Raw genomic sequence first — 12661 nt, forward strand, 5'->3', positions numbered from 1 at the left:
CCAGCCGAGCCACGCGGTTCAGAGGTAGGACTCGACCACGTCAGCGGCGGCCCGAGCGCCGCCCGCGGCACGGATCTCCACACGCATCTTCGCGAGGTTGGCCGCGATCTGCGGGTCGGAGCTGACCCGCGAGACCGCCGCGCGCAGCGCCTCCGGCGTGACCTCGTCCTTGGGCAGATGCGCGCCGAGTCCCAGTTCGACCAGGCGGGCGCCGTTGAGCGGCTGGTCGACGGCCTGCGGAACGGCGACCATCGGGACCCCGAAGTACAGCCCCTCCATGGTCGACCCCATGCCGCCGTGCGTGACGAAAGCGCTTGCCTGCGACAGCACGCTCACCTGCGGCACCCACCGCACCACCTCGATGTCGTCCGGGACCTCACCAAGGTCGCGCGGGTCGACAAACCGGCCGACGGAAAGCAGAACGTGCCACCCCATACCGGTAAACGCTTCAACGCACTGCCGGTAGAAGTCGAGCTGGTCGGTGTAAGCGGAACCCAGGCTGACCAACAGCACCGGTTTGTCCCCCGGCGCCTGCCACTCCCCTTGGTGCGCCCGCTCGTCCACACTCGGCCCGACGAACGTGTACCGCTCGTCGACCGTCTCGCCCCGCAACTGCCAGGCGCGCGGAATGGTCACCACACACCGCTTGGGCTGGTATTTGACCTCCGAGGCGCTGATGTCGACCCCCACCCGCGCGGCGAACGCCTCCAATTCGGCCTCCATCGCCGCGATCGCGGGGTCCGGCGCGGCCTCGAGGTCGATGCCGAAGTCCTCGGCCCATCCCTCGTAGGCGACGAACGTCGGGGAGAGCTGGATCGCGGGCACTCCCCACTTCTTCGCCAGCACCGGCGCCTGCCAGGCCCCGATGTCGTACACCACGAGATCAGGCAGATCATCCGCGTACGCGGCCTCGATTCGCGGTGTCACCGCGATGAACTCGTCGTGAAACAACCGCTGCGCCGCGACAACGTCGTCGTCGTCCGGCCACTCCCTGCTCGGGTTCGACTCCGACGGGAAAGTCGAGTCATAGAGGACGGCGGTAGCCCCCGCCTCGGTCACCTGCTTCGCGAACTCCGAATTGATCGCGAACGTCACCCGATACCCCCGCCGAACCAGCTCGGCGACCAGGGACAGACTCGGATTGACGTGCCCGTGGGCGGGCACGGCCAGGAAAGAGATGTGCTTCGACAAGGTTGACTCCCAGGTACTCGATCAGCAGACGCACGACACGGGCTCCACGCCAAGCGCGGCGGGGTGCCCGAGGGCGGGATCAGAGGTAGAAGACCTGGAAACCGAACATGCTTCGACGGTAGCGCAGGCGGTTCGCCACTACACCTGATTTATCGCTCTGTCCACTGTGCTCGGTCGCCTGTGGATGGTTTCGGGGTATGTGGACAACTTCCTGCTCGCCTGCCGCCCCCGACCTAACCTCAAGCCATGACCACGTTTTCCCTGGCACCCAGCACATCCCCGGCACCGACCCACCTCTCGGCCGCGGCCACTACGCCCGGAGCCGTCGCCGCACGCGGCATCGACCCGACCGGCCCCAGGCCCGCCATAGCCCTCAGTGCCGCCGTTCCCGGTTGCGTCGGCCGGAGCTCACCTGATGAGGCGGGCTCGCTTCCAAATGGCCGCCGACGGGCCGCCGATCATCCCCGTCTCGGTGAGGAAGTCGACCACCTTCTCGGTCATCCAGCGGCGGGTCTCCAGGTAGTGCGGGTTCGCCAGGGCCACCGCGCGGCCTTCCCGAGGAGCGATCCCGACCGCCCGGTAGATCCTCGGATTCACCAGCGCGTCCATCACCGCGACCGCCGTGACGGCGGTGACCAGGCGGTGGAACTCCAACTGGGCGCGGCTGAGAGCGGGGACGCCGCGGATCACCTCTTCGCGGGCGTAGCGGACGTGCCGGGCTTCCTCGATCACGTGGATGCGGTTGACCATGCGGATCAGCGGCTGCATGTCCGGGTCGTCCATGGTCGAGCGCTGGAGCCGGTCGGTCGCCTCCTCGGCGACGAGGACGGCCGCGAACATCGACGGGCCGCCCGCGACGGCCTTGTAGACCCGGCCGAACCGGTGCAGCAGCCTGCCCGGGCCGTAGGCGGGCGCGCCGAAGCGCTCGATCGCCTTGGCGAACATGATCGAGTGCCGGGTCTCGTCCCCGATCTCGGTGAGGGCGTACTGAGCGTGCGGGCTGCGCGGGTCCAGGTCGTAGGCGTAACGGACCAGGAGCTGCATGAGGATGATCTCGAACCAGAGGCCGACGCTGGCGATGCTGGCGATCTCGTGCTTGGACAGCTCGACGCGCTGTTCCTCGCTCAGCCCGCGCCAGAGGTCGGTGCCGTAGAGCGAGACGCGCTCGAACGGCATGTAGGCCTTGCCCTCGGCGAGCGGCGCGGTCCAGTCGATGTCGAGGAACGGGTCGTAGGTGTTGCGCACCGACGCGTCAAGGAGCCGAGCGGCGACCTGATCGGCGTCCTTCGGTTGCGGTACCCGCGCCATTGCCGTCCACCCCTCAGCCTGGTGGCGTCGTCGCCACCGGTGTTACTAGCAGTAACAGTTACCTCCTGTTCAGAGTGGGTGACCAGGGCCACTCCTGTCAAGAGTCCGCACAGCTTTGTCGAGATTGCCCCCGCACCCCCTCCCTGGCAAGGGTCTGGACAGCCAAATCCCAGGGAACCGACCGCCCACGCCGCTCCCGTCACCTGGCATCGCCGGACCGCTGAGAGGGACACCGCCAGCCGCCCGGCAGGCCGCAACGCGGCTGTTGGTCGGCGATGCCCGTCCCGCGACCACACAGGACGACACGAAAGGCACCCAGCATGACCATCGGCTCCCAGGTGTTCCTCGGCCCGGACGTGGGCAAGGGCCTAACACCACGCCGTCGCCCTGGACGCCACCGGGCAACGCCTTCACGACGTCCCGCTGCCCAACACAGAACCTCGGCTCCGCCGCTGTTCGACAAGCTCGCCCGCCACGGATCAGCGTCAGTCGTGGTCGCGCCCGGCCCGGTCGCAGCTTGCTCGCCCAAGGCCGCCCGGTCACGACTTGCTCGCCCAAGGCCGCCCGGTCACGACTTGTTCCTCCAAGGCCGCCCGGTCACGGCTTGCTCGCCCGGGGCGGCGGCCCAGAGCTGCTCGACCAGCCGGTCACCCACCTGTGGGCAGCGGGTGCGGCGGCGATCGAGGCGACTTCGCTCCGTCCGGCCTTGCGAATGCAGCGGGACCGCGCCACAGCGGCCGACACGGTCCTGCCCAGACTCACCTACAGCCTCAAATCGTGCTCCAGAAGCGGAAAGCGGTGGTCGACGAGGTCGAAGGGATGCTCGCTGCGCACCCTCTTGCCCGATCCTCCATACCGGCATCGGGGGTCAGGACCGCGGCCCGCAACCTGCCCGAAGTCGGCGACGCCTCCGGCTTCGCAAGCTCCACCCACCTGGCCGCTCACACAGCCATCGCCCCGGTCACTGGCCGCTCCGCCACGAGCGTCAAGGGCGAACACCCGGCCCCTACCGGCGCCGCGAACTCAAACGCGCGTTCTTCCTCGCCGCCTGCGCAGCCACTTTCCGACCCGACGTTTGTTCGCCATGCTCCGCGACAAGACCCGCTACCGGCACCCCGAGATCACTCCCGCCCCTGCTGCGGCCTGGCAACCACATAGGCACCCCCTTCGCGAACAGGAACAGGAGGAAACCATGACATGAGGTGGCCGAACCCGGCCACGATCCGTCCCAGGTGGACGACCTGCGGAAACCCCATTCGGCGGCTAGCGTCGAAGCCATGAGCGTGGCGGCGAAAGTCCTCGACGCGGTGCTGGACCGCACGGTGGTTCCCGGCTACACCCGGCTCGGCTACGCGGTGCGCAGCAGGTTCTGGCCCGCCGATCCGGCGCCCGATGCCCTGGAGGGCTGCGTGGTGCTGGTGACGGGGATGAACTCCGACCTGGGCAAAGCCGCCGTCGTCGGCCTGGCGAGGCTCGGCGCGACGGTGCACATGCTGGTCAACGACCTTGAGGAAGGGGAACGGGGACGGCTCGACATCGCCGAGAAGGTCCCCGACGCCCACCTCGAACTGGAGGAGTGCGACCTGGCGGACCTGCGTGCCGTCCACGAGTTCGCCGAGCGCTTCCTTGGCTCCCACGGCAGCCTCGACGTGCTGGTGCACAACGCGGGCGCCCTCCCACCGGACCAACGGCCAGCCGCGACCGTCACCGACAGCGCGGGCACGAACCAGGCCGCGGCCGAAACGTGGCCTCCGCACGAACGCGACCTCTCCCGAGCGAGCGAGGCCGCCCCCGCGAACACGGCTGCCCCCGCGAACGCGGTCGGTCCCACCGACACGGGTGCCCCGGGGAACGACGCCACGGACGCCAGCGCGAACGCTGTCGTCGGGAACCTCGGTGCGGCCGCCGATGGCCCGGGTGCCGGTGAGGCCACCGACCTCGGCGGAGCCGACGAGGCAGGTGTGCCCGCTGGTTCACGCGAGGCCGTCGATGTGGGACGTGCAGGCGTAGGCGGAACCACTGGTCTGGACGAGGCTGGTACGGCTGCTGGGAAGGGCGCGGCCACCGATGGGAGCGCGGGCCCGGGCGAGGACGCGATCGTCCGGCATGTGCTGGGGCCGTTCCTGCTCACCGGGCTGTTGCGGCCCGCGTTGGCCGCCGCCAAGGGGCGCGTGGTGTTCGTGACCTCCGGTGCCGCCTACACCCATCCGCTGCGAGGGGATGACGCGCGGTTGGCGGGCGGGGAGCACGGGGGAAAGGGCGACGGGCGCATCAAGCGGATGCAGGTGGTGCTGGCCGAGCAGTGGGCGCACCGACTCGCCGACGACGGGGTTGTGGTGCACAGCGCCCAGCCGGGGTGGGCGGAGGTTCCGGGGGTGACGGCGTTGGTGCCCGGAGCCGACAAGGTCGTGGGCTCGCTGCTGCGCACTCCCGAGCAGGCCGCCGACACGGTCGTCTGGGTCGCGGCAGCGGACGAACCCGGGCGGTCGAATGGGCACCTGTGGCAAGACCGCGCCATCCGGCCCACTCACTACCTGCCCTGGCAACACGACGACCCGCGGTCCCGGAAAGACCTCTGGGACCTATGCGAACGGGAAACCGGCCTGCCGATCTGACCCGCGACCGCATCCGAAGCCCACAGCGGGAACAACGCGCAAGCGGGAACAACGCGCAAGCGGGAACCTGACCTCGAAACGCGCGAACGAAGCGCCGCCCTGCGGACACACACGAGTGAATCGCCACCCAACAGGCGAGACGCGCCCGGCCAACGGGCAAGACACCCGCCACGCCAACCCGGAACGGATGCCCGGCCACGGGCGAGACGCGTGCCCGGTCGCACAGCCCGAGCGGCGTTCCGCTCGCACCTAGCCCTTGCTCCCCGCTTGCGTCTCGCCGCTTGGCGCGGGATTCCGCTCGTGACTCGCCTTGGGAGGCACCCCGCTCGCGGCTTGTCCCTTGGGCAATGTGGGCCGGAGCGCGGAGGTGGGCAACGTGGAAGGTGCCAAGCCTTCACTCGGCGCTCACTCTGTGGTTGTGGGCGGGTGCCAAGGTGGCCTACCGCCCACTAGGAGGATGCCTGTGAAACGCGCCCTGTTACTCGTACTCCCGTTAGTCGCGGGGGCCATTGCCGCGCCGGTGGCCGATGCCGCTTCGGGGGTGTCGCCCGTGGTTCGGTTCGCGACGTTCAACGCGTCGCTCAACCGGGCTGTTGCCGGGCAGCTTGTGGCGGATTTGTCGACGCCGGATAACGCTCAGGCGCGGAAGGTGGCCGAGGTTGTTCAGCGCAACCGGCCGGATGTGCTGCTCATCAACGAGTTCGACTACGCGCCCGCGGCTGTTGATCTCTTTCGGGACAACTATCTGGAACGCGGGCAGAATGGGGCGGCGGGGATCGACTACCCGTACGCGTTCAGCGCGCCGGTCAACACGGGGGTGCCGACCGGGTTCGACCTCAACCGGGACGGGCGGACCGGGACTGCGGACGACGCCTACGGGTTCGGGTTCTTCCCGGGGCAGTTCGGGATGCTGGTGCTGTCGAAACATCCCATCGACACCGACGCGATTCGCACGTTTCAGCACTTCCGGTGGAAGGACATGCCGGGCGCGCTGCTGCCAGACGACCCGGCGACGCCCGCCGCTGGGGACTGGTACTCGCCCGCTGTCCTGGATGTGTTCCGGTTGTCGTCGAAGTCGCACTGGGATGTGCCGATCCAGATCGGACGGCACGAGGTGCACTTCCTGGTTTCGCACCCGACTCCGCCGGTGTTCGATGGGGCCGAGGACCGCAACGGGACCCGCAACCACGACGAAATCCGGTTCTGGGCCGACTACCTGACACCCGGTAAGGGCCGCTACATCTACGACGACAACGGCAAGCGTGGCGGCCTTCGGTTCGGGGAAAGGTTCGTCGTCGCGGGTGACCAGAACTCCGACGAGGTCGACGGCGACAGCATCCCCGGCGCGGTCCAACAGCTCCTCACCGCGCCCAGGGTGCTTGACGTGCGGCCCGGGTCGGCGGGTGGGGTCGAGGCGGCCCGGTTGCAGGGCGGCGCGAACAACACCCACATGGGCGATCCGTATTTCGACACCGGTGACTTCTCCGACAACGCTCCGGGTAATTTGCGGACCGATTACGTGCTGCCGTCCCGTGGGCTGTTCCCCCTGGAAAGCGCCGTTTTCTGGCCACTTCCGGACACCGAGTTCGACCGGCTCAACGACACGACCGACCATAAACTAGTCCGGGTGGACGTGCGCCTAAACCGAGTTAACTCGAAAGAGTGACCAACGGTTGCGGGTCATTCTCGACCGCATGACCCTCGAATGATGAATACAGCAACGAGGTTGCGATTGCGGTTCGTGGCCGGGATTGTCGGCGCGGTGGCGGCGTTGTTCCTCACCCAGGGGCAGGCCGTCACTGCGAACGGCCCGGCCGCGACGACCGCCATCGCCGACGCCAAAACCGACGACAAGACCACCATCGAAGAGGACATCGCGGTCGAGCAGGGTGCGATGACCGATCTCGACACCCAGGAAAAGGTGCGTGACCAGGCACTGCGCATGGTCGACGCCAAGTTCCTGACCGTCGCGGAGCCCGCGGCCCGAGCGGTGGCCAGCGAGTACAAGATCCCGGCTTCCGTGACGGCCGCGCAGTCGATCCTGGAGTCCGGGTGGGGTCGCAGCGCCCTCGCGGTGAACGACAGGAACTTTTTCGGGTTCAAGTGCACCGCCGCTGGCCCCGGCCCGATCGCGGTCGGTTGTCGTGACTATCCGACAACCGAGTGCACGCCGGTGTGTCACCCGGCCAAGGCGTGGTTCCGCGTGTACGACTCCCTGGGTTCCTCCTTCCGCGACTACGGCAGGCTGATCACAAGGAGCCCGTACTACGCCGCCGCGTTGCCGCTGGCCGGGGACCCGAACGCGTTCATCGCCGAGGTCGCCACGCGGTATGCGACGGACCCCATGTACGCGGACAAGGTGATCAAAATCATGCAGGACCACGACCTCTACCGGTTCGACCGGCCGAAACCGTGAGTGACGGGCCGTACGCGTTACGCCTCGTGACCGAGAAAGTGCCGCGCCGCTGAAAATAGAGCCCTTCGTCCTGTATTTCGCGCCTCCCTCAGCGCTCTGTAAGTGGTGAGAGCAACGCCCTTGGCGCAGGAGGATCGCGATGTTGTGCACAGTGGACCTGGACGAGGAGCTGGCAACTCTTGAAGCATCGCTGACCAGGGTCGCCGAGCCCGCCCGCCGCGGCACGCGCGTCACGACCCGGGTCGAGCGGGACAACCTGGACGCGGTCGTCGCCGAGGCCATCGGGGGCGACGCCCGCGCGACCGAGCAGCTCCTGGTCTTCCTGCGTCCCCTGGTCCTGCGGTACTGCCGGAGCAAACTGGGCAGGCTCCCGCGCTCGTTCAGCAGCGCCGACGACGTGGCGCAGGAGGTGTGCGTCGCCGTGTTCCGCGCGTTGCCCACTTACCAGCAGCTCGGCCGTCCTTTCCTGTCGTTCGTCTACGGCATCGCCGCGCACAAGATCGCCGACGTGCACCGGGCCAACACCCGGGACAAGTCCGAGCCGATCGCCGACACGCCGGACGTGATGAGCGTCGAAGACGGCCCGGAACAGCTCACCCTGCGGAACGAGCTGGTAGAGCAGACCGGCGCCCTCTTGCGCACGCTGACGCCCCGCCAGCGCGAGATCCTGGTCCTGCGCGTGGTCATGGGCATGTCGGCGCAGGAGACCGCGAGAATCGTCGGCACCACGGCTGAGGCCATCCGCGTCGCGCAGCACCGGGCGTTGAACCGGCTGCGCAAGACGCTGGCCCGCCGCCGGTAAGACCGACCATAAGACCAACACGGTAAGACCCGAGGGTGGGAGACCCGTCGGTCGTGGCCTGGCCGGGGAGGGACAGGCCACGACCGGCGTGGGGTTCGCCCGGTCAGTCCTTGCGCAGGGCCGCTCCGCCGACGCCGGGCGGGAAGCGGTGCTCGTTGCGGTCGATCTTGGCGTTGGCCGCCGCGACGAGGTCGACGCCGAGCACGTCGGCCAGCCGGATCAGGTACAGGAACACGTCGGCGAGCTCGTCCTCGATCTTGGGGCGCAGGGCCGGGTCGTCGGCCGCGCGCGCGGCCTCGGTGGCGGTGAGCCACTGGAACAGCTCGGTCAGCTCGCCCACCTCGCCGGTGAGGGCCATGACCAGGTTCTTCGGGGTGTGGAACGGGCCCCAGTCGCGGGCCTCGGCGAACGCGCGCTGCCGGGCGGCGAGGTCGTCCAGGGTCATTTGTCGGTCTTCTTCTTGGACCGCAGCAGCACCTTGTCCGACTGCGGCATGACCGTGCCCGCTGGTGGTATCTGCTCGACGACCACCCAGTTGCGGTCGGACACCAGGAACCGGCCCTGACCGGTGGCGTCTTCCTCGGTCAGGTAGTGGAAACCGGCCCTCTGCAGGGTGTCCTGGGCGTCCTGGTGGACCATCCCGACCACGTTCGGCAGCGCCAGCGACGCCGTGGACGCGCTGGGCGGGACCAGGGTCGGCACTTCGGGCACCGGGCCCGCCGGGTCGCAGCCCGCGAGGGCGACGGCGAGCAGGACAGCGGCGAGCACGCGCATGGGTCCCCCTGGGTTCGGCCTGGGCGCCCTCCATAGTCACCGATCGCCCCGCCCGGCGCTACCCTCCGCCACCGCTTCTCCGGTCACCCCGTCTCGCGGGCCGCGCGCCGCTGTTCGTGCTTGCGTTCGTAGTGGTTGGCGTCCATTTCCACGATCACCGGGCCGAGCGCCATCACCAGCAGCAGTCCGATCCCCAGCACGACCCCGACCCAGACCAGCACCGCGATCACCATGCTCCCCACCTCCGTGTTGTTTCCGCTGCTCACAGCGTCTCTCGTGACCCGGGGGCAGCGGATCGGCCGGACGGGTGGGCCTGCCGGGCCAACCGGTCAGCGCGCTGTGGCCGAACCGCGGCCGATCGGCTGACCCGCGTTCGCCGGTCGGCCGAGGCGAGGCGGCGCCATCGGCTCTACGTTTGTCCGCCATGGACCTTCACCTGCCCGTTCGGCGGTGGCTGGCTGGACTGCTCGCCTTGGCCTACCTGTTCGACCTGCTGCTGCTCGGCGCCGACGGCGGTGACCTGACGATCGCGCTCGTCCCGCTCCCGCTGATCGCCTGCGCGCTGCTCGCGCTGACCCGGCCGGTCGCGGGCGCGCTGGGCGGGGCGGGCGCCCTGCTGCTGGGCACCGCGGCGCTGCGGCTGGTCGGTTTGGCGCCGCCGAGCACGCCGGGCATCGAGAACCTGCTGCTGTCGGAAACGGTCGCGGGCGGCCTGCTGGTGGCCGTCGTGGTGTGGAAATGCGGGCGCGCGACGGCGGCGGCGACGGTGGCGGCGCTGGTGGCCGCTGGGCTGGCCGCGATGGTGGGGCGGGCGCCCCGGCTGTACCTGCTCGGCTGGCGGGAGATCCTGTTCTCGCTGTTCATGGGCCTGGTCGTGCTGATCGGCGGGTGCGTGGTCGGCATGGCGCTGCGCTCCCAGGGCGACCAGCGGATGGCTCCCCGGGCGCGAACTCTGATGCGGCGGCAGTGGCCGCTGGCGGTCGCGCTGGTGTTCCTGCTCTTCGTGGACCTGGCGGCCGCGGTCGACGGGCTGGGCCCGCGCGGCTTGGCCGATGTGGTCTACCTGGTGCCGTTGCTGCTCATGCTGGCCACCGGGGTGTGCGCGTTCCTCGGTCCGCTGGCCCCGGTGCGGTGGACGCTCACCGCCGCTGCGTTGGTGGCCGCTTCCGCGCTGGCGCTGGCCCCGTTCGACGTGCTGTTCGGCTTCGTGCCGCGGTTCCCGCCGCCCACCAGCGTCGCCGCGGCGCAGATGGCGCTGGTCGCCTACGTGGTGCGCTCAGCCGACCGGCGGCAGGCGGCGTCCTGCGTGGCCGCGCTGGCCGGGGCCGACCTCCTCGCGGTGATCACCACGGCGCACTACAGCGGCAGGGGCGGCTCCAGCGTGCCCGAGTTCGTGCTGGTCGCGGCGTTCCTGCTGGTCGTGTCGGTGGCCACCGGCCAGTATTTCCGCTCCCGCGACCGCGAACGCCACCAGACGGTCCAGGTGGCGGTCACCGGGGCGCAGCAGGCTGAGCGGATGGCGCTGGCCCGGGAGTTGCACGACGTGGTCGCCCACCACGTGACCGGGATCGTCGTGCAGGCCCAGGCCGCGCGGCTGGTCGCGGAGACGTACCCGGCCGCGGCCGTGCAGGCGCTGGCCAAGATCGAGAACAGTGGGACCGAGGCGCTGGCCGCCATGCGGATGCTGGTGGACAGTATGCGCGGGGCCGCGCCCGCAGGCGGGTCCGGCGCGGCGAGCCAGGCGACCAGCGACCTCGAAGCCGATCTGCGCGCCCTCGCGGACGGCTACGGCGGGCCCGCCGTCCAGATGGAGCTGGACCTGCCGGTCGCGCTGCCGCCCGAGGCGGGCCGATCGGTGCTCCGGTTAGTGCAAGAGTCGCTGACGAACGTCGGTAAGCACGCCCGCAACGCGCAGACCGTCCAGGTGCGCATCGAGACCGACGGCGACGAGTTGCGCCTGCGGGTCACCGACGACGCGCCGACCCCCGAGATCCGGCCGACGGCGGACGGGGGCGGCTACGGCCTGGTCGGGATGCGCGAGCGGGTCGAACTGCTCGGCGGCCGGTTCACGGCCGGTCCCGGCGAGACGGCAGGCTGGACGGTGGACGCTCGGATTCCGCTCAGAAGGGACGGCACGTGATCCGCATCCTGATCGCCGACGACCAGGAGATGGTCCGGGCGGGTTTCCGGATGATCCTGGAGACCCAGGACGACATGACCGTCGTCGCCGACGTGCCCGACGGGGTGAACGCGCTGGCCAAGGCCCGGGAGCTGCGGCCGGACGTGTGCCTGCTCGACATCCGGATGCCCGGCATGGACGGCCTTGAGGTCACCCGCGCGCTGGCCGGGCCGGACGTCGCCGACCCGCTCAAGGTCGTCGTGGTCACCACATTCGACCTCGACGAGTACGTCCACGCCGCGCTGGCCAACGGCGCGAGCGGCTTCCTGCTCAAGGACGCGGGGCCCGCGCTGCTCATGGAGGCGGTCCGCGCGGCGGTGCGCGGCGACGCCCTGGTCTCGCCGCAGATCACCGTGCGGCTGCTCAAGCACTTCACCGTGGCCGCGGTGAAGGCGCCCGCGCCCGAGACCGCCGCGCTTACCGACCGGGAGACAGACGTCGTACGCGCGGCGGCCAGAGGTCTCACCAACACCGAGATAGGCGCCGAGCTCTACCTCTCGCTGTCGACGGTGAAGACGCACCTGGCCGCCGTCCAGGCCAAGATCGGCGCCCGCAACCGGGTCGAGGTCGCCGCCTGGGCCTGGCGCACGGGGCTGATGAGCTGACCGGCTAGACCACTGTCATTTGACCACGGTCTTGACGGTGAGCTGGTTGCCCGGCGGGGAGCCCGCGCAGCCGACCCCGGGCAGTTCGACGAACATCGACGCGGTGTCGTGCGGCGGGTAGACCCGCAGGCCGCGCACCTCGGTCGGCTTGCACGCGGCTGCGTCGTAGTTGCGCACGTTGACGAACCCGACGTCGGCGCTCGCGCTCTGGCCGGGCGCCAAGGTCACCGGAGCGCCCTTGGCGCCGACCCGGAACGCGGCCGGGCCGACCTGGTGCCCGTCAGCGCCCGCGACGTAAGAGACACCGGGGAAGCCCTGGATGGTGCAGGTGCGTGTGCCGGAGTTAGTGAAGACCAGCGACCGGTAAACCGTGCCCGCGGCGGCGTCGCCGTCGCGGACGGCGAGCTTGAGGTCGGCGGCCTTGCAGTCGTTGCCGGTGGCCGCGCCGTTGTCGGCCTGGCTGGTTCCGGTGGGGCCTGCGCCCGCGTCGGCGGTCGCGGGCGGCGCCGCGGCGGACGACGTGGCTTCGGTCGTCGTCGTGGCGTCGGCAGTGGTGGTGGTCGTCGGAGTGGTGAGCTGGGTCTGCCCAGCGGATGGGGCAGCGGTGTTGTCGTTGCCGCAGGCAGCGGTCAACGCCGCCAACAGGACTCCGCTCGCGATCAGTGTCTTACGCCCGTGCACGGTGATCTCGCCTCCAGACATGCCTGAAACCGCTGGATCGTCCATACAGAGGACGGGTGACCACGCCGAAAGGTTGCCTGTCCACCGCAT

General features: G+C 69.9%; 12 protein-coding genes and 1 pseudogene. 7 read left to right on the forward strand and 6 right to left on the reverse strand.

Annotated features, from left to right (window positions below; all coding sequences use genetic code 11):
* Positions 1-18: 18 nt before the first annotated feature.
* Positions 19-1191, reverse strand: a complete 1173-nt coding sequence (locus BLS56_RS10485) for a macrolide family glycosyltransferase (protein ID WP_091449795.1) — start codon at positions 1189-1191, stop codon at positions 19-21.
* A 408-nt stretch (positions 1192-1599) separates the two neighbouring features.
* Positions 1600-2499 carry an AurF N-oxygenase family protein gene (locus BLS56_RS10490; RefSeq protein WP_091449796.1) on the reverse strand — a complete coding sequence of 300 codons (900 nt, stop codon included), beginning with the start codon at positions 2497-2499 and terminating at the stop codon, positions 1600-1602.
* 727 nt (positions 2500-3226) lie between these two features.
* Here BLS56_RS10490 and BLS56_RS10495 point away from each other — a divergent pair.
* The 5 genes and pseudogenes from BLS56_RS10495 to shbA form a co-directional block, all read left to right on the forward strand.
* Positions 3227-3569 (forward strand): annotated as a pseudogene (locus BLS56_RS10495) (transposase); the annotation flags it as partial.
* Positions 3570-3776: 207 nt separating this feature from the next.
* Complete coding sequence (locus tag BLS56_RS32210; protein ID WP_228771537.1) at positions 3777-5114, forward strand: SDR family NAD(P)-dependent oxidoreductase; 1338 nt, start codon at positions 3777-3779, stop codon at positions 5112-5114.
* A gap of 457 nt (positions 5115-5571) precedes the next feature.
* On the forward strand, positions 5572-6780 hold the full coding sequence (locus BLS56_RS10505; RefSeq protein WP_091449797.1) for an endonuclease/exonuclease/phosphatase family protein: 1209 nt from the start codon (positions 5572-5574) through the stop codon (positions 6778-6780).
* Between the two features lie 60 nt (positions 6781-6840).
* Positions 6841-7530, forward strand: coding sequence for a glucosaminidase domain-containing protein (locus BLS56_RS10510; RefSeq protein WP_228771539.1), 690 nt, complete (start codon positions 6841-6843; stop codon positions 7528-7530).
* Between the two features lie 139 nt (positions 7531-7669).
* Positions 7670-8332 carry an RNA polymerase sigma factor ShbA gene (gene shbA, locus BLS56_RS10515; protein WP_091449798.1) on the forward strand — a complete coding sequence of 221 codons (663 nt, stop codon included), beginning with the start codon at positions 7670-7672 and terminating at the stop codon, positions 8330-8332.
* 103 nt (positions 8333-8435) lie between these two features.
* On the opposite strand, the gene BLS56_RS10520 is transcribed toward shbA, so the two are convergent.
* The 3 genes from BLS56_RS10520 to BLS56_RS31360 all read right to left on the reverse strand — a co-directional run bounded on the left by BLS56_RS10520 (position 8436) and on the right by BLS56_RS31360 (position 9339).
* On the reverse strand, positions 8436-8777 hold the full coding sequence (locus BLS56_RS10520; RefSeq protein ID WP_091449799.1) for a nucleotide pyrophosphohydrolase: 342 nt from the start codon (positions 8775-8777) through the stop codon (positions 8436-8438).
* Complete coding sequence (locus tag BLS56_RS10525; protein ID WP_091449800.1) at positions 8774-9106, reverse strand: PASTA domain-containing protein; 333 nt, start codon at positions 9104-9106, stop codon at positions 8774-8776. Before BLS56_RS10525 ends, BLS56_RS10520 begins: the two co-directional genes overlap by 4 nt.
* 83 nt (positions 9107-9189) lie before the next feature.
* The gene (locus tag BLS56_RS31360; RefSeq protein ID WP_175482763.1) at positions 9190-9339 is read right to left on the reverse strand and encodes a hypothetical protein; all 150 of its coding nucleotides are present in this window, start codon (positions 9337-9339) and stop codon (positions 9190-9192) included.
* Positions 9340-9530: 191 nt separating this feature from the next.
* Here BLS56_RS31360 and BLS56_RS10530 point away from each other — a divergent pair, with 191 nt between their 5' ends.
* Positions 9531-11246: a sensor histidine kinase gene (locus tag BLS56_RS10530; RefSeq protein ID WP_091449801.1), complete on the forward strand. Its 1716-nt coding sequence runs from the start codon at positions 9531-9533 to the stop codon at positions 11244-11246.
* Entirely contained in the window at positions 11243-11890 is a 648-nt protein-coding gene (locus tag BLS56_RS10535; RefSeq protein ID WP_091449802.1) for a response regulator, read from the forward strand. Before BLS56_RS10530 ends, BLS56_RS10535 begins: the two co-directional genes overlap by 4 nt.
* Before the next feature lie 15 nt (positions 11891-11905).
* Here BLS56_RS10535 and BLS56_RS10540 read toward each other — a convergent pair whose 3' ends face one another.
* Positions 11906-12592 carry a DUF4232 domain-containing protein gene (locus tag BLS56_RS10540; RefSeq protein ID WP_091449803.1) on the reverse strand — a complete coding sequence of 229 codons (687 nt, stop codon included), beginning with the start codon at positions 12590-12592 and terminating at the stop codon, positions 11906-11908.
* Positions 12593-12661 lie beyond the last annotated feature (69 nt).

Source organism: Actinokineospora iranica (assembly GCF_900101685.1).
Taxonomy (GTDB): Bacteria; Actinomycetota; Actinomycetes; order Mycobacteriales; family Pseudonocardiaceae; genus Actinokineospora; species Actinokineospora iranica.